Below are 21,769 nucleotides of genomic sequence, written 5' to 3' on the forward strand. Positions count from 1 at the left end.
GCACGATAAGATTACGCCGCTCTGCAGCATGGTTCTTTCTCAGTCTGTAGACCGATTCTTTTCTCAGACCCTAATTTAAAGTCGCCTTCATTTTGTCATAGTTACAAACGGAAAAGTTCGTTATACTAGAAGAGCATGTCTTACATAGAATATGTATATAAAGTGATGTTTGTAGTCATCAAGGAGTGATTTAGAATGGCTCATATGGAGATATCAATATGGCTGGCTTTTTTTGCTGGAATGGTTTCGTTTCTCTCTCCATGTATCTTTCCGTTAGTGCCCGCGTATTTAGCCCAATTAACAGGCTCAACGATTTCTGAAGGAGAAATCCAAGCGGATCGCCGCCTGATTCTTACTAGAAGCTTAGGATTTATCTTGGGGTTTACGATTATTTTTGTTTTAATGGGAGCGTCTTCAACTTATCTAGGTCAAATCTTTGCAAATAATCGTCAGTTAATTGAACAGATTGGCGGCATTTTTATTGTTTTGTTTGGATTACAGATGGCCGGTATCATTTCATTACGCTCTTTAATTACTGAAAAAAAATTACCGATCAAACCGAAAAAAACAGCGAGCTTCTCAAACTCCCTGCTTATTGGCTTCCTATTTGGAGCGGGCTGGATGCCTTGTATTGGACTCGTTTTAAGCTCCATTCTTATTCTAGCGAGCAATTCCGCAACGATGTCATCCGGCATTCTACTATTGTTTATTTATTCGGCCGGGCTTGGTGTTCCTTTCCTATTGGTTGCGTTTTTCTGGTCGAAGTCATTGTCTAAGCTGAAGACTATTAATCGCTGGTTACCACTCATTCAACGAGTAAGTGGCATTTTAATGATCATTCTTGGCATTATGCTCTTTACCGGTCAGTTCAGAATATTATCTGCTTACTTCGCGAGATTTGTTCCGTTTTTTTCGTTTTGAACCATTGCGAAATATTAAAAGCTGAAGAATGCTGGAGTATTTCCAGTCATTGTTCAGCTTTTTTATTGTAACAAAAATGAAATTTTAAGAATGAGCTTACTAGCGCCGCTACAGGAGAACCCTAGCAGTATGACTTAAACAATTGAAGTAAATTCTCAGTCTTATAAAGTTTCAGTGACCTCGATGAAAAGGTTCATTGAGATAAATCGACGCAGTCGAGTTAGCTCATTACCTTCTTTCCCGCGGTAAGCATGCCCCTATTTTCGGGAGCGACAGCGAAGAACCGATACTCAGGTGACCTCTGATTCTCCCATGTTCATGCAAGCGATATACTTCGCTACTTACCACTTTTCACTCGTTATACCAACACTACCCAAAGAAGGATAGCCACTAGAATGGTGGTCGTCCCTTGCAGGAGTGTTGCCATTGTTTGTGCTTTGTAGGCATCTGATACATCCATGCCTGTAAATTGAGTCACAACCCAAAAGTAGCTATCATTCACGTGACTAACGGTCATTGCCCCTGCTCCAATCGCCATAACCACTAATGCGAGAGGTATAGCGCCTTCAATTCCCATGACTGGAAGTAATGGAGCAACAAGTGAAGAGGTGATGACTAATGAGGTTGTAGAGGAGCCTTGGGCCGTTTTTAATGCTGCGGCGATTAAAAATGGTACGAGTAAAAATAGCGCACCTGTAAATAGACCAGCCAGTTCTATATCTTGAATAAGCTCTTCGACACCCGAGTTACGAATGACCGTTCCAAAAGCCCCACCTACACCCGTAATAAGTAAAATAGGCGCAGCGTCCACAAGCCCTTTTCCCATCCAGTTTGTTAACGTTTCTTCATCATATTTTGGCAGCAAAGGTAGAGCCACAATGATGCCAACAAGTAAAGCAATCATTGGATTTCCAAGAAACATTAAAAAGGAGGCCAGCCCATTATCCGTTCCAACTAATGAGAGGGTTGACCCTATTCCAATAAGGACAATAGGTAGAACGATGGGCAAAAATGCGGCAAAGGCTGATGGCATTTTTCCAAACGAGGCCACAACTTGGTCATAGTCATATTCCTCACCGTCATTATCTTCCTCCACAGTAATGTTTGAAGCCATCTTTATTGCCCATAAATACCCGACGACTGTAGCAGGCACGGCAACAATTAAACCAATTAAGATAACCGTACCCAAATAAGTATCTGCACCAATATTACCAGCCGCTGCAATAGGGCCCGGTGTTGGCGGTACGAGGGTGTGAGTGGCATATAAGCCTGTAGCTAATGCAACGGACATGGAAGCCATCGTAACCTTTGCCCGTTTAGCTAATGCTTTTCGCAAACTCGAGAGAATAATAAAGCCAGAGTCACAAAACACCGGAATCGAGACAATAAATCCGATGATACTCATGGCTAGCTGTGGTCGCTTTGGTCCTACGATTCTTAACACAACCTCTGCCATTCGATAGGCAGCACCTGCTTTTTCTAAAATAACTCCGATAATTGTCCCAAAGACAATGACTAGACCAATACTAGTCATTAATCCACCAAACCCATCATTTATGCTTTGAATAAGCTCTGAAAACGGCATACCTGAGGCAAATCCAACAAAAAGAGTACCAAGTAGAAGGGAAAGAAATGGATGAACTTTAAACTTAGTCGTTGCAATAATAATGATAAGTACACTTGCTAGAATGATAAATAGTAAATACATAGACTTATGCTCCTCTCAAATAACTATAGCGCTTACATTATAGCAAATATTATTGAATTCAATCACTCTCTCTTCAAGGCAAACAAAAAAGACAGGCTCCACACCTGTCTCTCTGTTCAATCTCTTAGTGTTCAATCATTCGCATACGATAGCTGTTCATTGCCGTCGTTTGCAATAAGTCAAGCAAGTGATTATTAACAGCTCCACCAACAATTGCGCCAAATCCCGGGATTAGCTGAAGCATTTTTGGAAGATCAATAAAATCACGATAGCTTAACTGAAATGCTTTCCAGTCCATAGCTAATGGATCCTCTGGGTCGGTAGGCAACTGACTCGCATATTCTTCCCAATTTTCGACTCGTTCTAATAGCTTGGCTCTTTCGTCTCCCTCTGAGAAAGCTAGCTGAAAGATGGTTAATAAAAAAAGTCGCTCCTGAAAATCTCGACAGTCATAGCCGTAAGTAATGGCTGTGTCAAAAAGAAACTTCATCTTAATACTAAGCAACAGAGGGAAGTCTGCCATTCCAAGCAATACTCCTCCAGCCCCGGTGCCAATACCCTCAGCAATGGCTGTGTTTTTGTAGGTTTTGAAAAGCTTTTGCACTTCTTCTTCCCGTTCTTCAAAGCTTGTTGTTAAATCAAGCTCTTTTTTTGAGACGTATTCTGAGCCCGCGAGTGTGGCTTGCACCATATGACGTACACTGGTCGTGACAACGGCATGAACCTTTTCGGGTATAAAGGTATTCATTTTCTTTTGCCATTTCTTTGCGTAACGACCTGTCATCGACTGACTTTTTCCAAGCTTACGTTTCCATCTGAGCATTTCTTCCTTTGCTTCTTGTTCATATCTGGATACGATCGTAACTCACTCCCTTTTGCTAAACCGCTTGTTTCTTCCTTTTGTGAATGAGGGATGTACTTCCTAAATAGGCAAATACCAAACCGGCTGCCAGCCCAAAGCTTGCAATGATTGGATCTCCAAATATAAATAGGATCGCCGACTGAAGAACTGCCGCAAAAGCCATTAGCTTAAGACTAAGCTGTGTAAGTGCCTTCTCTCTTCCGTTTGGTTCAGATGGATAAATATCCACCCACATATTCATGTCATAGTGGAACCAAATCGTCGAAAGCTGCATCATCACCATATGCATAAATACAAGTAATACAGCAATTTGAATCCATCCAGTAGGCAGGATATACAGAATAAACGCACTAACTAAAACCAGTCGTACATAAATCCCCAAATAGTCATTGGCACGCACAAAGGAACGGCTCATTAAAAATGTGTAAACCGATTTATTTTTTCCCGTTAGTAACGGAATCAACCAACTTAGATACGTGCGTTCTCGAACTTGGTTTCGCAATTGTGGCACATCCGTAAAAGCATTGGCAATTCGATAGAAAAACATGACCATGCTTTCTTCTACTTGAATAAGATGATCCCATTTTAATGAGTACGTTTGGCCAAGCTTTCTCCAGTAAAGGGCATATAGCCCAAACATCAAGACGATTAACGCCCCAATGTAAACAAAACCGGCCTGAGAAAATAGCAGGTACAATAACACTGCATTAATAAGCCCTCTTAATAGCATATGAGAAATTCGCTCCTGCTTACTTTGCAGGCGTTGTTCCTCCCAGCTTGAAAGGACGTTCCAAAGCTTTGCAATGATAAGCACAGCTAGGGCGCTCCAAAATACGCCGCCGGTCCCAATTCGCAGTACGAATAAAGGTCCGAGAAGAAGCATACACAGTGCCAAGATAAAGCTTTGCACAAAGAAAGAGTAACGAATAGCCGAGCGGAAATAATCTCCCATTTTCCCTTCATACGGTAGAAGGAAGACAACATCGGCCTGTTTCACAAACGTCCTCACTCTACTTCGTGTCACGATAAATAAAAACACAACTGTGAACAATTCCACTGTCGGAAACTGCTCCGGTAGCTGCTCAAGAATTTGCTGGTAATAATAGCTGCCTACGATAAATAAAAAATAAACCGTAAATAAGAAGCCACTATTCCCGATCAGCTTTAAATAACGACCTGCTTCCCGCCAATAGGTTTGAACTCGATCCTGCCATAAGTTTAATGCATTCATGGCTGCTCATCCTGAGTCATTTCAATATAAATGTCGTCCAGGGTAGCTCCAGGCTTACCAATATGCAATTGCATCTCTTCTAAGGTGCCCTCAAGTACCTTTTGACCATGATGCAAAATCACAAAACGATCACAGTAGCGCTCTGCAGTAGCAAGAATATGTGTCGACATCAAAATCGCCGAGCCACGCTTCTTCATATCTGAGATAAAGTTGAGAAAGGATTGGATGCCCAGTGGGTCCAATCCAACGATTGGCTCATCTACTATATATACGGGCGGCTGAATCAAAAATGCACTCATAATCATGACCTTTTGACGCATGCCCTTTGAAAAATGGGACGGGTACCATTTTTTCATTTTTGTCATTTTAAATTCTTTTAACAAACTCTCCGCTCTCTCCTCAAAAAGCTTTGGATCGAGTCCATAGGCTACACTTGTCAGCTCTAAGTGCTCCCATAATGTGAGCTCATCATATAACACAGGCGTTTCAGGTATGTACGCATAGGACCTTCTATACTGATTGGCATCGTCTTTAAAAGCAATACCATCAATCGTAATTTCACCCTGCTGTGGTTGAAGCAGCCCCAGAATATGTTTAATTGTTGTACTCTTTCCGGCGCCGTTTAATCCTATAAGTCCTACAATTTCTTGTTTGTTAACTGAAAGGTTCACATCATGAAGAACTGGTTTTTTTGGGTGGTATCCACCGGTTAATCCCGTGATCTTTAATAGCTCTGACATCATCGCTCCACTCCTTATACACCTATCTTACCAAATCTGAGTTAGGAAAAACCAGTAACAGCTTGTTCTAGTATAGTTTTATTGAATAAAGTGCGATTGCTTTGGATTTTTGACGAATTTGATTTCTTATAGAGGGGGTGGTGCTGGTATCGGGATTGAGATTCTTTTATCGGGATTGAGTTCCTTTTATCGGGATTCAGGTGCAGATATCGGGACTGAGTTCCTTTTATCGGGATTTAGATGCAGATATCGGGATTGAGATTCTTTTATCGGGATTGAGGGGACGATATCGGGATTGAGTTCTTTTTACCGCCGCTTTCGTGAGTCTCCCGCCGATTCCTCTTCTCCTCCCGCCGCTTTCGTGGCCTTCCCGCCGATTCCTCTTCTCCTCCCGCCGCTTTCGTGAGCCTCCCGCCGATTCCTCTTCTCCTATCGCCGCTTTCGTGGGCCTCCCGCCCATTCAGAACTGTACATTATATTCAATCATCATTGTTCATATATAAATTAGCATTTATCCCTATTATTAGAATTGAGACACTCTGCCCGCCAACATGCAACCACAAAAAAGAAGCACCCCTCGGTACTCCTTTTAAAAAACTATACTCACTTAGCTACCGTCTCCATATTGTCGTATGACTGTTTCACGGATCTCTTCGATTGATTTGCCGTTTTGTGAGGCTTCGATGCTGTAGGCGGCGGAATCAATACATGGGTTGCAGCGAGCTCCGTGATCATTCCAAACGATTGCTCCGTCTTCTTCCTCTTCGTAGATAAAGGATTGATACAGATTATCTAATTGACCGACATTTCCATTTGAATCGTAGCTTGGCAATTCTTCCAGCACTTCTTTAAATTCTGGGATGCCTTGATATAAATTTGCTATATTATCAGGGTAATATTCCAAAAAATCAGGTAAAATTTCTGTGGATGCTGTTTCTTCATACACATCTTCATTTCCAGCATTTTCACCACTTTGATCTTGACATCCTGCCAAAAAAAGCAAAACGACTCCTATTAAGACGAGTCTTTTCATGCACTCCACTCCATTTCCTCTCCCTCATCACCCAAATTATAACACAGGCTGTCCTGTTCACTTCTGACAATCTGGCGAATATTCATTGAAAAACATCCCCTCAGAGAGTAAGCTAATTGACAAAGCTATTAATCCTAAAAGGGGGAAAACAAACATGACTTCATGTGTATTTTGCAGCATTATTTCCGGAGATATTCCATCAAAAAAGATTTATGAGGACGAGCATACGTACGCCTTCTTTGATATTAGTCAAGTGACTAAGGGACATACTCTGGTTGTTCCTAAACACCACCATAAAAATTTGTTCGAGTTGCCGGAATCTGAAGTAAGTCACGTCTTCAAAACCGTGCAAAAGGTTGCCACCGCTCTAAACAAAACCTTTTCTCCTGCAGGTTTAAATTTAGTTAATAATAATGGAGAGGCTGCTGGACAAACCGTATTCCATTATCATGTACATTTAATTCCACGTTACGATCAAGCAGACGGATACCAGGCGAAATGGGTGGAACATGGAGCTGAATATACAGAGGAAAAGCTTGAACAAATGCAGACTCAGCTTATTTCATCTCTTTCCAGTTCACACTAACATACCGCTTTATGAACTGATATGGTAGGATAGAGATATTGACATGCACTAAAGTGGTAAAGGGGAGAATCTAAGTGAGTTCAGTTTATAATTTTAATGCCGGTCCAGCCGCACTTCCAAAACCAGCACTTGAAGCAGCAGAAAAGGAACTTCTGAACTTTAATCAAACAGGAATGTCTGTCATGGAGTTAAGCCATCGCAGCTCTGATTATGATCAGGTTCATCAGCATGCAAAACAGTTATTAAAAACATTACTTGATATACCAGACACGCATGACATTTTATTTATACAAGGTGGGGCAAGCCTTCAATTTTCTATGCTTGCTTACAATTTCTTACCTAAAAATAAGGTTGGACAATACGTACTAACAGGTTCTTGGTCAGAGAAAGCATTAAAAGAAGCCTCAATTATTGGCCAAACCAATATTGCGGCTTCTGCAAAAGAAAGTCATTACTCTACCATACCTGACCCATCTGAAATCATGTTTACAGATCAGGACGCGTATGTTCACATTACCTCCAACAACACGATTTATGGAACCCAGTGGAAAGCATTTCCTCAGATTCATCATGCTCCTCTAATTGCAGATATGTCCAGTGACATTCTTTCAAGAAAAATTGATGTCTCTTCGTTTGGATTAATTTACGCAGGTGCTCAAAAGAATCTAGGGCCCTCTGGCGTAACAGTGGCTATAATCGACAAAAAACTGATTAATGAAGCGGATACTGAAAAAGTGCCAACCATGCTTCGTTATAGCACGTTTTCTCAGAATGACTCCCTTTACAACACCCCTCCTACGTTTAGCATTTACCTTTTGGGGAAAGTTTTGGAATGGGTAGAATCCATTGGAGGAGTTGAGTCAATAGCAGCTGTTAACGCCGAAAAAGCTGCATTACTATATGACACCATTGATCAAAGTGATGGTTTTTATAAAGGGCATGCAGAAACAAAGAGTCGCTCACTGATGAATGTAACGTTCACGTTACCAAATGAGGAGCTAAGTCAATCTTTCCTTAGACTTGCAAAGGAACGTGGTTTTGTTGGATTAAATGGACATCGTTCAATTGGCGGATGTCGAGCGTCGATCTATAATGCGGTTCCCTTAGATGCTTGCGCCGCCTTACGTGAACTTATGATTGAGTTTAAACAATCCCATTAACGTAAGAGTATGATCCCGGCAAGAGTAAGACAAATCAAAGCAGTAACGATATGTGCAATGAAGGCTGGCCGGTGTTTACGCACCGCTTCTGCCTGAAGCACACAATATCCACAAATGAGTGTAATAGCGATTAACAGCATGACAAACCCATCTACCATTTTCAACACCTCTTCTCAGATATATGCAGGTTGTACGATGAAATGACTAATTTATGAAGGAGCTGTTTTTAGATGAATATGAAATCAATAAGTTTTGGTTTAGTAGCAGGAACAATTATTTCAGGGGTGGCTGTGCTTCTCACAGCTCCTACATCTGGCCGTGAATTAAGAAATAGCTGTCAGAATACACTTCAATCCTTCAAGCAATCGGCCAACCAACTTTCAAAAGAAGGAATTGAAATTAAAAATCAGGCAGTAGAAACGGCCAAGCTTGGAGGAGATGTACTGAAAACCGCGAGTACTGAATTAAAAGCCTCTTTTGAAGAATGGCAAAAAGAAACCGCCCCTTCTATTGAGCGTATTAAGACGGAAATTGAAGGCGTTCAAAAAAATGTAGAAGAGCTGCAGAAGCTGACTAAAAAGGATTAAGAGAAGAATTTTCGTATATTCGGAAAATTAGTACTTTATTTCTTAACCATTTCTTGTCATAATAAAAGTATACAAAAATAATTTTCAGAGAGAGAATATTCTGTAGTTTTTGGAAGGTAAATGGACGGAGGAGATAATATGGAACACCAGACGCCGCACTCCTTAAAGCAATCGGTGATGTTTAGCCATCGACTTGCTCAATTGAGTAAAGCACTTTGGAAATCTGTTGAAAAAGATTGGCAGGCATGGATCAAGCCCTTTAATTTAAACCTAAATGAGCATCATATTCTTTGGATTGCTTATCAATTAGACGGAGCATCGATTACAGACATTGCAAACTTTGGCGTGATGCACGTCTCTACTGCGTTTAACTTCTCTAAGAAATTAGAGGCAAGAGGGTTGCTCTCTTTTTCAAAGAGGGAAAACGACAAGAGGAATACTTACATCTATTTAACACCTGAGGGTCGTAGCTTGTTACTTGAGACGTTCCGCAGCTACGATGAAAATACATATAGTGTATATGGTGGCGCGTTGCCCATCCGTGAACTATATGGGAAGTTCCCTGAGTTCTCAGAACTGATTAGCATTGTACGCCACATATACGGGAACGACTTTGTTGATCGATTCGAATCCTCTCTTATGAAATTTGAGGATTCCATAGATGAGGATGAGGGATTTTTATCAATAAAAAAATCAGAATTTGACGATCCTAACGATATTCCGAAATCTTCCTAGCATTATCTCACAAAAATCTTTTCCACAAACTTCAATAGCTCGACACCCATTTAACAGAATGGATGTCGAGCTTTGTTTTTGTTTTTTATACTTAATCATTCACAAACATTTCAATGTCGATCTGATCGTTTTCCAGATCAAACTGCTGGATTCTAAATGAATAACGATCATTAAATCTTGCTTCACTTATGTTCACTTCAATTAATGACTCTGATGGATGAATAATTATCCAGTCAGGCAAATCTGCAACATTACTCATTAACTGCATTGCTTGCTCAGACGGAATATTAAAAAGACCAAATGAAAAGCTTTCCGCTTCTAGTAACAAATCACCGTTCTCAGCTACCTCTGGTATAAATTGAACGGTAATCGGCACAGATTGGCCGAGTATAGGAAAGGTCGAGCGAAATTCTATACCATTTGCTAAGACCTCTACTGTATAGGGAGTCTCCTCTTCTACATCCAATGATGCTTCTGCGATTAATTGATTTAATTGTTCACGACTAGAATTGATGTGAAGCAATGCTTGCTCCCCACCTGCTGGCTGAGGTGTATAATGGGATGGCTCGGCTTCAGGCAAATACACTCGTACCATTAAGATGAAAGCAATAATTAGACATACACATACAGCTACTAAACTAATAAATGCTACTTTCCAATAATTCCGTTTCTCATTCATACACATCACCCTCTCTACTATATCTTAAAGTGGAGGAATATCGAGTGTAAAGAGATAGTCATTTCACTAAAAGAAACAAGTGTAACAAGAAATTGATGTGTTTTTCTATCTTTTTGTTAAATAATTTGATAAAGTTTAAGATAATATATGGTTAACAGGAGGCAGAACTATGGTCCTCAATATGTACCTCTTTATTATTATGTTTGCAATCTTTATTCTTTATATCATTAATTCGATGACAGATGCATTCTGTTCAAGAAGAGAGATTCCAGACGAAAAACAGGCGAGAGTCTTTCGCTTTACAAATATATGTCTAACGATTCTTCTGACATCCACATATGTAAAGCTGTTTTTCACTTAAAAAAAGGCGGGAGTAAGCTCCCGCCTTTTTTTACATTAGTAAACCCAAGAAGCCCCGATTATTACCAACAGAATAAATAGTACAACAATTAACGCGAAACCATTATTATATCCAGAACTCATAGATAACGCCTCCTTTAATCATGTCAAAAGCAACAAGAACTCATATTGTGAATGGATTCATGCGCTTTGTTGATTTATACTATGCGCTATTGACTATTTTGTACTGGGCAAACGCCTCTTTTGCACAATCGACTTTTCTTGGAATTCATTTCTATTCGTCATCAAAATATGATATAGTTATGGTTGTGTTAATGGAAAATGCTGTGTTGGACAGGCGTTCCATATGCTTAAAACGTACGTAAGAACAACATTGAGGAGTGAACACATTTGAAAAAGGTTATGATTGCTCTTGCAGGAGTCGCTTGTTTTGCTGTCGTTTCAGCATGTAACAACGAAGCTGCACCAGAGGATGCTGTCGTTACAATTAATGGTACAGATATTACAGAAGGTGAGTTTGTAGAGTCACTGAAGGAACAGGCTGGAGATCAAACACTTCTGTCAATGATCCAGCTACAGCTACTGAAAGATAAAAGCGAAGACTTTGACTTTACTGACGAAGAGATTGAAGAAGACATAGATGAGTTAAAAGCCAATTATGGCGTTGAATCTGATGAAGAGTTGTTTAATCAATTAAGAGAAAGCACACAGGGGCAAATTGATTTAGACTCAAGAGACGAATTAATTGAAGATTATATTTTGCCTCAGCTTACAATTGTTGCTCTTACTGAAGAGGGCATTGAGGTTACAGAAGAAGAGAAAGAAGCTTTTTACGAAGAAAACGAAGATGCGTACCCGAATGACATTCGAGCGCGTCATATCCTTGTTGAAGATCTTGAGACTGCAGAGGACCTTAAAGCTCAACTAGATGATGGAGCAGACTTTGCTGAGCTCGCTGAAGAGCATTCCATTGATCCAGGAACAGCTGTAAATGGTGGCGATCTTGATTATTTTACTGAAGATACAATGGTTCCTGAATTTTCAGAGGTAGCCTTCTCCATGGAGATTGATGAAATTAGTGAGCCTGTTGAATCCACTTATGGGTTCCACATCATCCAAGTCACAGACATCCGTGATTCTTATGAAGACTATGCGGATGAGATTGAAGAGACGCTAATCCAACAAAAATCAAAAACACCAACTCAAGTATTTAGTGAGCTAGTACAAGCTTCTGATATCCAAATTGAAGACTCCGAGTACGAGGATTTACTTGCTCCGTATCAAGAGACTAATGATGAGGAAGAAGAAGAAGCACAAGGTTAAAGATGAGTGATACAACCAGAACGAACCGGTCAGCTATGATCCGGTTCGTTTTTTTGATGTGTTATGTTATCCACTCTATCCATCTGAATGCGCATCGTAAGAGAATCCCGGGTATCTCACCACTGGCCATTTTTCCTTTCTTAAAGCATCCATAAGTTCAGCACCTACAAAGACATTACTTGCTACAAGCTCTTTAGGTGTTAGTGCCATCCATTGGTTCAATGAAACATCCTGGAATGTATCACTTTTAAAAATTTCTAAAAACCAGAGCGACTCTGTTCCCGTATTTTGAATGTAATGCCCACATGCAAAGGGTACATAGCCCACATCCCCAGCCCGGAAATCAAATGTTCTTGCTGCCCCATCCCCAGAAAATACAGTCATCCTTCCTTTTCCGGTGAGATAATACTGCCACTCATCATTGTTTGGATGCCAATGCATTTCTCGCATACCACCCGGTTCAATTTCTACTAGAGCCGCAGCAACCGTTTTTGAAATCGGGAAGTTAGATGAGTCTACAATTCGAACGCTACCACCTGGTGTTTTTATAGGGGGTTGAGCTAGTAGCCTGTGTGTAAAGGATAAAGGCACTGATCCATAAGGAGAGTCTATAGCCTGTGATTCAAGAGAACCCGGCACACGGTCCTCATAAATGTATACCTGCTCAGAAGGAATCTGATCAAAAGCACTTTCAGGAACTCCAAAGTTCGCTGAAAGTACTTCTTTTGGCGTATGAGCAAACCAATCCGAAATGGATAATGTATTTAGGTCTGAGAACTGTCCGTCATCAAATACAAGTAGAAATTCACAACCGTCCTCCAGCCCTTGGATCGAATGCGGGATACCAGGTGGAAAATACCATAAGTCACCAGGTCCAAGATCCGCAATAAAATTCCGGCCTTCTTGATCAACCGCAGTAATTCTTGCCTGCCCAACAAGCATATAAGACCACTCAGCCTGTTGGTGCCAATGAAGCTCCCTTACTCCACCAGGCGTCAAGCTCATATTGACCCCAGCAAGTGTTTTTGCGACGGGAAGATCCCTTACCGTTATCTCCCTTTACCAACCGCCGTGATTGAGTTGCATATGCGTATCAGAAAAGGAAAAGCGTAAATTAGGAAGCAGGCCATTATCTGTAATGGGTGGCACTAGCATGTTAGGATTCTGAATGTCTCGCATAACGTCTCTTGGGCCTCTGTCTACTCCCCCCGCTCCGTCGCTTCGAATGGGCTGGGGAATTGATCTCTTCTTCTCCTGATCCAAGTTCACTCACCTCATATCATGATAATCTCGCCATTAGACATAAGTATTTAAACCTGCTAAGCATTATACTTTAAATCACTGGAGCCACTACATTACTAATGCTGAAACTATAAAAAAGCCGAACCATCGTGTTTAACCAACACATTGGTTCGGCTCTTTGGAACACTAATGCTCCAAGCTCTTATTGCTTTTGTTCTTTTTTTAACTTTGCTTCTTCCAGTCTTTCCATAAAAACATGCCCTTCTTGCTCAATCCAGGCCTGCTCTTGACGCTTGTCCTCAAGCAAATACTTTAAACTGAGGTATCCACTTATAAGAATGCCTAAGATAACAGCATAGACCCACCATGGTTCTTGTGCAAAAAAGGATAACAGACTCGTTTGTGTAACAACAAATACAAGTACCAACACAGCTAAGAAAGCAATTGCCAACCTTTGTTTAATCTGGTCGCTCATATTATTTCTCCTCCCGCTTGTCTACTTGCTCTATGCTATGAACGAATCTAGCATTTTAGAACAAGCTTACATTTCAATTGGAGGCTCTTGAAACGCGGGCTTATAAAAGCTGCGATTTTCAAGTGGCATGACACGTTCAGAAAAATCACCTGGCATGACTCGATCAAGGGCACGGTCCATCATATTGATTTTTGCATCCACATTATCAATAAGATGAAGGACCTCTGCCTCTCTTATAACTGGAGCCTTTGGACTTCCCCACTCTCCCTTTCCATGATGACTCAGCACCATATGCTGAAGAACGGTTACCTCCTCGCCCTCGATTTTCAATTCTTTACTAGCCGCATCAATTTCATTTGAGACGATAGAGATATGCCCAAGTAGCTTTCCTTCAATAGTATAGCTAGTATCAATAGGTCCTGAAAGCTCACGAACCTTTCCTAAGTCATGTAGAATTACTCCCGCGTAGAGCAAATCCGTATCTAGTGACGGGTAAAGCTCTGAAAGATTTTTCGCTAATCTGAGCATCGACACGACATGATAGGCCAATCCAGATACGAACTCATGATGGTTTCGTGTGGCTGCTGGTGACTCTAGAAACTCTTGTTGATACTTTTTCAATAAATGCCTCGTTATACGTTGAATATTAGGGTTTTTCATTTCAAAAATGTATTGAGTAATTTCTTCAAGCATATCCTCTGCTGATATGGGTGCTGAGCGAACAAAGTCTGTGATCTTCACATTATCTAATGCAGAAACTGGACGAATGCTTGATATTTTTAGTTGATTGCGTCCGCGATAATCAATTAAGTCCCCTTGTACATATATTAATGCCTTACTACAAAAGGAAGCTTCATCTTCAGGAGAGGCGCCCCAGAGCTTTGTTTCAATATCCCCCGTCTTATCACTTAAGATTAATGTCAAAAAAGGCTTACTATTGCTTGCAATGCTTTTTGTTGCAGTTTTAATTAAGAAATAACTTTCCACCTTTTCTCCGACCTGATAATTACGAATTCCTTTGCTCATCCTGTCACCTCTTTAACTAGTCATCATGCTCAGTATACCATATGAAACTTTGTATCTATCAAGGGAAAATGAAAAAGCCGGAGCCTCTTTTGATTAGACACTCCGGTAATGACTATTCTTTTGGTCCTTCCTTTTTACGGTCGCGTTTCTTTGTCTTTTGTATTTGCTCTTCCAGCTTTAGCTGTTCTAAAGTAGGGAAACTCACTGTAAAACGAACCCCATGCTCTGTGTTTTCGACACGTGGTGATCCGTGATGGAGTTCGGCAATTTGTTTAACAATAGCTAAACCAAGACCAAATTTCCCTTTATTTCCTTTATAAAAAGGCTTAAATAGTTCTTTTAATTCGTCTGAGTCAATGGGATCTCCATTGTTTTCAACACGTAAATAAATCGTACCATTTACTGATTCTGCTGAAATCCAGATCGAATCCGTAGCATAACGCAAAGCGTTCTCAACGAGGTTCTCTAGCAACACTTCAAGCTGATCTACATCCCCTGAAATTTCAACCTCTGGAGATAGAACATGAATCTTCACATTGTCTCGTTGATAACGGAAACGCTCTTCAATTTGATACGCCAATGTACCAAAGGCAAAGGTACTTCGATTCAGCTGATCTTTTTTCATTTGCTCAAGCTTGGTAAAGTAGAGCATTTCAATGACACGCTTTTCCATCCGGTTTGCTTCTTCGGTAATCACGTCCATTGTTTGCTCAAGGCTTTCCTTAGGCATAATGCCATCCTTTACAGACTGAGCGTAGCTTTTAATGACCATAATCGGTGTTTTAAGCTCATGTGACGTATGTTGGATAAACGTTTTTTGCGCCCGGTCATAGCTGTTTAAGTTGGATCTCATTCGCTCAAACTGATTGGAGAGTCGTTTAAAATCCTCATCTCCTTCAAGCTGGAGCGGTTCCTGCCAATCACGGTTTGCAATTTGGTCAAGATGATTTCCCAAAATGTTAAGAGGCTGCTGCAGATAGTACTTTAACCAAATCGCCGGCAGTAGAGCCAAAACACTTGTAAGCATTAACAAGTATAATAACCTCTCCCAAAGCCGGTCTACCATTGAATTCCGATAGCTGTCCCATGTGTAAGAGATGACATAAGCTGGTTCTATGCCATCAAGTTCTCCTTCTAAGACTACATAAAAAATGGTAGCATCGCCAAATTGGATTTCATACCTACCTCTTGGTGGCTCTTGGCTTAACGCATTGGTAATCATTTCTTCATAGATTTCAAACGGCGGCAAAGAAGAGGCATCTTCATTATTAGCCACCATATCCTGATATATTTGAAACTGCGTGGCCGATGTAGTGTCTCCAGCCAAATAACGTGGATAGATAAAATGACTGACCGCTCGAGTTTGATTTTGTAGCTCAAGAAAATCATATTGATTCGTTGGTGGGACTAAGCCAGGCATCGTAACTAATTGTGCTTGTTCAATCATACGATACGTTTCCTCTGTTAGCGTCCCTTTAATCGATAACGGATAGACAATCATAATAGATAGTCCAACCAGCAGGATAAGTGAAATAAAAGCGAGCCAGATCCGCTGTGTTAGATTAACTTTAATCATGAGGAGAGGATCCTGTACCCATAGCCATACAATGTTTCAAGGTGAATGCGATTCATTTTTTTACGAACACGTCTGACCACATCATCAACCGCACGCTCTGAACCGAAGTAATTTTCGCCCCACACGTACTCAATGATTTTCTCACGAGAGAAGGCTTTGCCAATGTCTCCCGTTAATAACAGGATAAGATCCATTTCTTTAGTTGTAAGATCAACAACTTCCTCTCCTTGTGCCAGTGAGTCCGTTACTGTTCTTCCAATTGGATCAATAATATATTGATTCAGTTCAATTTTTTTCTGCTCCTGTGTCGACGTCCCGTAGACCCGATTCAGAATTTTTTTCGCCCGAATGATAAGTTCCTGCGGGAGGAAAGGCTTCGATAAATAGTCATCACTACCCATCTCAAGACCCAGCACCCGATCTAAATCCTGATCCCGTGCCGAAATAAAGATAACTGGACGATCCTCTGTTTCCTTAATCGCCTTTAACAGCTGATACCCATCCGTTCCCGGAAGCATAATATCTAAAATCCATAAATGAGGCTTGTCCTCAATCGCTTCCAGCGCCTCATTCCCATCATTAAATACCTTCACATTCCAATTTTCTTTCTCTAAATATGCTTTTAAAACTGCAGATAAGTTGTCCTCATCCTCAACCAGATATACTAAATATTGTTCCATTATTAGTCCTCCTTTTTCAAAAAACAGTGACTGATTGCATTAAATAATAGCTATATCTACCTATTTTAACTGATTTACTAACCTATCGCGAGTTTCAACCATCTTTTACGAAATTATTCACAAGATTTACATGAAACGTCCGAATGAGGCAGAAATTTGATGATTGGCGGGGAAGTAGAGGGTGGAAGGAGGTTTTAAAAATCATTGTCAAAAAAAGAAGTGTTCCTAATCAATTGCTTAGACTCGAAGCATTTATAAGAAGGTCTAGTCACACTCCAGATAAAGTAGTAGCAGATTACACTAAAAGAAAATTAGGCTATCAAGGTGAATGTTCTATTGATTTTTATTTATCAATGCTTCCACCAAACCAAGTAAGTATAATGCATGACCTTAGACTCCATTCAGAGCGGAATGGTTACTTTCAATTAGATACCTTGCTCCTTACTCCTCAAGGATTAATTATTTTAGAAATCAAAAACTATCAAGGAACTCTTTACTTTGATGAATATTCACATCAAGTAACTCGAGTCCTTAATGAAAAAGAAGAACGTATAGCTAATCCATTGTTGCAAGTTTCAAGACAACGATCACATTTACACTCTCACCTCATTTCACACGGCTTACCCTCTCTACCCATTCATACATTTGTAGTTTTCAGCTCACCACTTACCATCTTACGCTCACGATCATCACAACAAACTCTCTCCCCCAAAATTATTCATGCAGAAGCGATTCCCACCCAAGTAGAAAGCTATGTACAAAAAGGAAAACAAAAGTATTTAACGTTGAAGCAAATACAAGAAATAGCTACTCTTCTAAATAACAATCACCAACCCGATTTATCGAACAACCTTACGAGCTTTAATCTCAATAAGGTCATTAAGAAAGGTGTGCATTGTCCCCAGTGTAACCAGATAGCCATGCATCGAGAACCACGAATACAAAATTGGAAATGCGCTCATTGCAACAACATCTCAAAAGTCGCTCACATCTTCACATTACAAGATTATGCATTACTTTTCCAGCCCACCATTACTAATCTGCAAGCTCAAGACTTTCTTCAAATTTCAAATGAAAATATGATTAAATATCTCATGAGAAAATTAAAATTAAAAACCACAGGCCAAAACAAAGGACGCAAGTACCACATACCCATCCCCTTTGAAGCAAAAAATTATGATTGATTGGGAAGTTCTTGTGATATCAGATTTTTTCCCGATATCGCCTCCTCTTTCCCGATATCGCTCTCTCTTTCCCGATATCGCCCCCTCTTTCCCGATATCGCTCCCCCTTTCCCGATATCGTCCCCTCTTTCCCGATATCACCCTCTCTTTCCCGATATCGTCATCTCTTTCCCGATATCACCCTCTCTTTCCCGATATCCGTCTCTCTTTCCCGATATCGCCCCCTCTTTCCCGATATCGCACTCTCTTTCCCGATATCGCCCCCTCTTTCCCGATATCACCCTCTCTTTCCCGATATCACCCTCTCTTTCCCGATATCACCCTCTCTTTCCCGATACCGCACTCTCTTTCAGTCAAGCCTATAATTATGTGTAAAAACCCTTCCACATGTATTACCTTTCATAAAGGGAGACAGTTGGTTTTTTGGTGGGGGAAGGGCCCTTCCCCCACCGAAAAAACCGGCGCCGCTCGGGTTGCTTATTCTCCTCTTCTTTTGAAAATCAATCGTTTCTGTTTCATGGCTTCCGCATGGTCCATTAGAACGGCTCCTAAAAGACGGAAGGCCGATTGCGTATTAGGAAAAATTCGGATCACACGCTCTCTTCTTCTGATCTCTTGATTCAATCGTTCGATTGAATTGGTGCTTCGTAAAAATACATGGTAATTGGAAGGCTCATTCATATATTGGATGGTATCATCAAAGCCTTCGTCTAACTTCTCAATGGCTTTTGTGACCTTTGGATTCTCTTCATATTTTGATATGAATTCCTCTTTAAACCGACGAGCATCTTCAGGTGTAACAGCTTCAAAAATGCGTTTTAAATCTTGTTTGGTTTCCTCTATCCCCTTTCTAGGCATAGATTGAATGACGTTTTTCTTAAAATGAACCGTACAACGCTGCCACGCTGTGCCGATGAATTCTTTTTGTATCGCTTTTTTCAAACCAGCATGAGCGTCTGAAATGATTAACTGGGGGGATTGTAATCCTCGTCCTTTTAACTGTTCAAAAAATTCTTTCCAGGCTTCATAACTTTCCTCATGGCTCACCTTCATCCCTAGGACCTCTCGATGATGGTTTTCAGTGATCGCCGTCGCCATATAGACGGCTTTAGGCACAACTTTATGGTGCTCTCGCACCTTAATATACATGGCATCAACGAAGATGTAAGGGTAATATTCTGTGTTCAAGGGACGTTCAGCCCATTCACGGACAATCGGGTCCAATTTTTTGTCAATGTGGAGACGAAAGCGTGAGAAATCGTTTCGCCACAGAGCTCTTGAACAACGTGTTTAACCTTCCTAGTGGAGACTCCATTCACCACCATTTCTAGCATCGTAAGCATAAAGGATTGGTCGCAACGTTGATATTTCTCAAAGACTGAAGGAGAGAATTCGCCACTTCTAGTTCGTGGAACACGAAGGGTGACTCTCCCCACTTTAAACATCATATCGCGCTCGTAATAGCCATTTCGATAATCGTTTCGCTGAGTAGAACGTTGATAATGAGGAACATCTAAGAAATCATCCCGTTCTTTCTCCATATACTCATTTAAAACCAAGACAATCATTGATTTCATCACCGTATCAATATTAGAATTCACGACAGATTCTTTTAAATCATCCATATTTAGGTTAAACTGAACTTGAGTCATCATCATTCTCCTTCACAGGTTTTTAGAGGTAAAAACAGTGTGGTCGGAATGATGATGGCTTATTCTTTTTACACAATTATATGGACTTAACCCGGTCCTCCGTCTCCTCCTCCCCCCTCACACCCGTATCCCCCGCTCCCAAAATCAAAAAAGCTCCCACTACCGGGAGCTTCTCCAACAATCTATAGTACGGCCAATGCGGTTAAGGCAACAAGTGGGAAAAAGAATCGTCTCCATCCGTATGGGCGAGGTCGCGGATAGTAAGGGTAATAGCCTGGGTAGTACGGCTGGTACGGGTAGCCGTAGCGGCTTTGTCCTTGAGACATCATTTGTTCATTTCCTTGATTCATTCCTGCCATGACTTCATACATGCTCATTAATTGACCTTGTTCATCAACGGGTACCATTAAGTAAACATGGTTGTCATCGACTGATTCGATTACGCCTTCATAATTCATTCCGTTTGCTTGCATGGTAACTGCTTGATTTGTGTATTGTTCGCACATTTCTTTCATTTGCTGAGCATATGCGGCTTGTTGTTGTTCCACCAAGATCGCCTCCTTTTTTCTTAGCATATTCACCTAGGCCCAATCGGTGAATACGCCCATAAAAAAAACAGCCTCCTATTTGAGGCTGTGATTGATGCGTAGCTGTTTTCTAAAGACTTCATGTATCATATACGAGAGGCCGTCTTCATCGACGGATCGTGTAATCCAGTCAGCTTTATCTTTGAGTGGTTTTGGCGCATTACCCATTGCTACACCTAAACCTGCCATTTGCATCATTTCTAAGTCTTCTTCAAAGGCTCCAATTGTGATTAATTCGTCGTTTTGGATGCCTTTACGCTGGCATAACCATTGCAAGGCTTTTGCTTTTGAGACATCAGCTGAGACGAGGGAGAGTCGATCCTTGCCAATTCGTTTGATTCGAACGTGATCTAACTGCTCTTCAAGCATATCTAAGGCCTGTTTACGCTGAATTGAGGATTCGAATTGGATCTGCATCGTGAGTGGACCGGTTGCTTCATCCATCACGTAATTATAAAGAGAGTCTACATAAGTTAATGGGTAATATAGCTGGTCGGTTGCCCCAAGCGTCATTTTTGCGATTAGATTATTCCGTTGCTTTTCTTTACTTGTGACAGCATGTGTTTCATACATTAAGTGTATTCGGCATTGAAATCTCTCCAACGCTTCAATGCATTGCATCACAATGTCCTCAGCTAACTCCCGAGACATAAGCTTTTGCTTTTTGACCTCACTTATATAGGCGCCATCATGAGCGATGAGACAGCCTTCCAGTTTTAAACTTTTGGCTATCTTTTGTGCAGATAAATATGGGCGGGATGTAACTAACGCAATCTCGACTCCTTTTTTCGTCAAATATTCCATTGACTGTCGAGTCGACTTACTTAGTTTTGAATTAGAGCGCAATAACGCCCCATCAATATTTACTGCTAAAAATCTATAAGTCATCCGCACTTCTTCCCCTCTTGTAGTATTTCTCCCTGATGTTGTAGGAGGCTCGTCGGTTCTGATTTAAGCTTATGTATGTCCGCTGATCGTCAGAACAATTTTATCTAATCATTACACAAAAAAAACTCCCATCGAACGAGGCTCGATGGGAGTTTCTTTGTAACATTAGTTTTGTTCTTGATCCGGGTTACCATAAATTTCTTCAAGTGGCTCCGTGATGATCTTATTGATGTCCCCAATAATGACGCTTAGCTTTTGTTCAGCTTCCATTAATTGAGAGATCAGGTCGTGCTGCTGAACCAATTCAAATTGCTGCTGGGCTTTTTGTGCTTCCTCTTCAGAAATCTGTACACCCTGCATTTGTTTTTGTTGCAGTTCTAGCTGAAGCTGACGGAAGTTATCAAGCATCTTTTTCGCAATATCATCTTCCTCAATTTGCTGATGAAGTGATTGCAAAGATTTGAATTCCTCGCTGGTAGCTAATGCTTCTTTTAATTCCTGTGCTTTTTCCTGTAATTGTGCCACGATTAAATT

The 21,769-nt window shown here is 40.8% G+C and carries 23 protein-coding genes and 2 pseudogenes; 8 read left to right on the top strand and 17 right to left on the bottom strand.

Going from position 1 to position 21,769, the window contains the following annotated elements; genetic code table 11:
* The first annotated feature begins 195 nt into the window (after nt 1-195).
* Nucleotides 196-921 (top strand): cytochrome c biogenesis CcdA family protein, encoded by a 726-nt coding sequence (locus tag FN960_RS14970; protein ID WP_143849628.1) that lies wholly within the window; start codon nt 196-198, stop codon nt 919-921.
* Nucleotides 922-1,279: 358 nt separating this feature from the next.
* Here FN960_RS14970 and FN960_RS14975 read toward each other — a convergent pair whose 3' ends face one another.
* From FN960_RS14975 to FN960_RS14995, 5 genes are all read right to left on the bottom strand, one after another.
* The gene (locus FN960_RS14975; RefSeq protein WP_143849630.1) at nt 1,280-2,629 is read right to left on the bottom strand and encodes a GntP family permease; all 1,350 of its coding nucleotides are present in this window, start codon (nt 2,627-2,629) and stop codon (nt 1,280-1,282) included.
* A 124-nt stretch (nt 2,630-2,753) separates the two neighbouring features.
* Nucleotides 2,754-3,488 (bottom strand): EcsC family protein, encoded by a 735-nt coding sequence (locus FN960_RS14980; protein ID WP_260682030.1) that lies wholly within the window; start codon nt 3,486-3,488, stop codon nt 2,754-2,756.
* Between the two features lie 19 nt (nt 3,489-3,507).
* Complete coding sequence (locus FN960_RS14985; RefSeq protein WP_143849634.1) at nt 3,508-4,722, bottom strand: ABC transporter permease; 1,215 nt, start codon at nt 4,720-4,722, stop codon at nt 3,508-3,510.
* Nucleotides 4,719-5,462: an ABC transporter ATP-binding protein gene (locus FN960_RS14990; RefSeq protein ID WP_143849709.1), complete on the bottom strand. Its 744-nt coding sequence runs from the start codon at nt 5,460-5,462 to the stop codon at nt 4,719-4,721. Before FN960_RS14990 ends, FN960_RS14985 begins: the two co-directional genes overlap by 4 nt.
* 607 nt (nt 5,463-6,069) lie before the next feature.
* Entirely contained in the window at nt 6,070-6,495 is a 426-nt protein-coding gene (locus tag FN960_RS14995; protein ID WP_143849636.1) for a PCYCGC motif-containing (lipo)protein, read from the bottom strand.
* Nucleotides 6,496-6,649: 154 nt separating this feature from the next.
* Here FN960_RS14995 and FN960_RS15000 point away from each other — a divergent pair, with 154 nt between their 5' ends.
* Nucleotides 6,650-7,081: an HIT family protein gene (locus tag FN960_RS15000; RefSeq protein WP_143849638.1), complete on the top strand. Its 432-nt coding sequence runs from the start codon at nt 6,650-6,652 to the stop codon at nt 7,079-7,081.
* 74 nt (nt 7,082-7,155) lie between these two features.
* The gene (gene serC, locus FN960_RS15005; protein ID WP_143849640.1) at nt 7,156-8,241 is read left to right on the top strand and encodes a 3-phosphoserine/phosphohydroxythreonine transaminase; all 1,086 of its coding nucleotides are present in this window, start codon (nt 7,156-7,158) and stop codon (nt 8,239-8,241) included.
* Here serC and FN960_RS22870 read toward each other — a convergent pair.
* The gene (locus FN960_RS22870; protein ID WP_185971053.1) at nt 8,238-8,399 is read right to left on the bottom strand and encodes a hypothetical protein; all 162 of its coding nucleotides are present in this window, start codon (nt 8,397-8,399) and stop codon (nt 8,238-8,240) included. The two genes, serC and FN960_RS22870, sit on opposite strands and share 4 nt — an antisense overlap.
* Nucleotides 8,400-8,471: 72 nt before the next feature.
* On the opposite strand from FN960_RS22870, the gene FN960_RS15010 reads away from it, so the two are divergent.
* Together FN960_RS15010 and FN960_RS15015 are read left to right on the top strand one after the other, a co-directional pair.
* Nucleotides 8,472-8,828: a YtxH domain-containing protein gene (locus FN960_RS15010; protein ID WP_143849642.1), complete on the top strand. Its 357-nt coding sequence runs from the start codon at nt 8,472-8,474 to the stop codon at nt 8,826-8,828.
* Nucleotides 8,829-8,966: 138 nt separating this feature from the next.
* On the top strand, nt 8,967-9,563 hold the full coding sequence (locus FN960_RS15015; RefSeq protein WP_143849643.1) for an HTH-type transcriptional regulator Hpr: 597 nt from the start codon (nt 8,967-8,969) through the stop codon (nt 9,561-9,563).
* A gap of 91 nt (nt 9,564-9,654) precedes the next feature.
* Here FN960_RS15015 and FN960_RS15020 read toward each other — a convergent pair whose 3' ends face one another.
* Nucleotides 9,655-10,242, bottom strand: a complete 588-nt coding sequence (locus FN960_RS15020) for a YpmS family protein (RefSeq protein WP_185971054.1) — start codon at nt 10,240-10,242, stop codon at nt 9,655-9,657.
* A gap of 169 nt (nt 10,243-10,411) precedes the next feature.
* On the opposite strand from FN960_RS15020, the gene FN960_RS15025 reads away from it, so the two are divergent.
* On the top strand, nt 10,412-10,603 hold the full coding sequence (locus FN960_RS15025) for a hypothetical protein (protein ID WP_438799890.1): 192 nt from the start codon (nt 10,412-10,414) through the stop codon (nt 10,601-10,603).
* Between the two features lie 35 nt (nt 10,604-10,638).
* On the opposite strand, the gene FN960_RS15030 is transcribed toward FN960_RS15025, so the two are convergent.
* The gene (locus FN960_RS15030) at nt 10,639-10,725 is read right to left on the bottom strand and encodes a YjcZ family sporulation protein (RefSeq protein WP_143849711.1); all 87 of its coding nucleotides are present in this window, start codon (nt 10,723-10,725) and stop codon (nt 10,639-10,641) included.
* Between the two features lie 267 nt (nt 10,726-10,992).
* Between FN960_RS15030 and FN960_RS15035 the strand changes: the two genes are divergently transcribed.
* A complete protein-coding gene (locus tag FN960_RS15035; protein WP_143849645.1) occupies nt 10,993-11,925 on the top strand; it encodes a peptidylprolyl isomerase in 933 nt (310 codons plus the stop codon).
* 75 nt (nt 11,926-12,000) lie between these two features.
* Here the strand turns inward: FN960_RS15035 and FN960_RS15040 are convergent.
* From FN960_RS15040 to FN960_RS15060, 5 genes and pseudogenes are all read right to left on the bottom strand, one after another.
* Nucleotides 12,001-13,104, bottom strand: a pseudogene (locus FN960_RS15040) (oxalate decarboxylase family bicupin).
* A gap of 265 nt (nt 13,105-13,369) precedes the next feature.
* A complete protein-coding gene (locus tag FN960_RS15045; protein ID WP_143849647.1) occupies nt 13,370-13,642 on the bottom strand; it encodes a sporulation YhaL family protein in 273 nt (90 codons plus the stop codon).
* Between the two features lie 66 nt (nt 13,643-13,708).
* Nucleotides 13,709-14,668 (bottom strand): 3'-5' exoribonuclease YhaM, encoded by a 960-nt coding sequence (gene yhaM, locus FN960_RS15050; RefSeq protein ID WP_143849648.1) that lies wholly within the window; start codon nt 14,666-14,668, stop codon nt 13,709-13,711.
* 112 nt (nt 14,669-14,780) lie between these two features.
* Nucleotides 14,781-16,244: a sensor histidine kinase gene (locus FN960_RS15055; RefSeq protein ID WP_143849650.1), complete on the bottom strand. Its 1,464-nt coding sequence runs from the start codon at nt 16,242-16,244 to the stop codon at nt 14,781-14,783.
* Nucleotides 16,241-16,924 (bottom strand): response regulator transcription factor, encoded by a 684-nt coding sequence (locus FN960_RS15060; protein ID WP_143849652.1) that lies wholly within the window; start codon nt 16,922-16,924, stop codon nt 16,241-16,243. The genes FN960_RS15055 and FN960_RS15060 overlap by 4 nt, the downstream gene beginning before the upstream one ends.
* Nucleotides 16,925-17,067: 143 nt before the next feature.
* Here FN960_RS15060 and FN960_RS15065 point away from each other — a divergent pair, with 143 nt between their 5' ends.
* On the top strand, nt 17,068-18,108 hold the full coding sequence (locus FN960_RS15065) for a nuclease-related domain-containing protein (protein WP_143849654.1): 1,041 nt from the start codon (nt 17,068-17,070) through the stop codon (nt 18,106-18,108).
* Nucleotides 18,109-18,585: 477 nt separating this feature from the next.
* On the opposite strand, the pseudogene FN960_RS15070 reads toward FN960_RS15065, so the two are convergent.
* From FN960_RS15070 to FN960_RS15085, 4 genes and pseudogenes are all read right to left on the bottom strand, one after another.
* A pseudogene (locus FN960_RS15070) lies at nt 18,586-19,760 on the bottom strand (IS256 family transposase).
* A gap of 182 nt (nt 19,761-19,942) precedes the next feature.
* Complete coding sequence (locus FN960_RS15075) at nt 19,943-20,308, bottom strand: hypothetical protein (protein ID WP_143849656.1); 366 nt, start codon at nt 20,306-20,308, stop codon at nt 19,943-19,945.
* Nucleotides 20,309-20,383: 75 nt separating this feature from the next.
* Entirely contained in the window at nt 20,384-21,235 is an 852-nt protein-coding gene (locus FN960_RS15080; protein WP_143849657.1) for a Cof-type HAD-IIB family hydrolase, read from the bottom strand.
* A 165-nt stretch (nt 21,236-21,400) separates the two neighbouring features.
* Nucleotides 21,401-21,763, bottom strand: coding sequence for a YlbF family regulator (locus FN960_RS15085; RefSeq protein ID WP_438799892.1), 363 nt, complete (start codon nt 21,761-21,763; stop codon nt 21,401-21,403).
* Nucleotides 21,764-21,769 lie beyond the last annotated feature (6 nt).

The sequence above is a fragment of the Alkalicoccobacillus porphyridii genome (assembly GCF_007293315.1).
GTDB classification, from domain to species: Bacteria; Bacillota; Bacilli; order Bacillales; family Bacillaceae_D; genus Alkalicoccobacillus; species Alkalicoccobacillus porphyridii.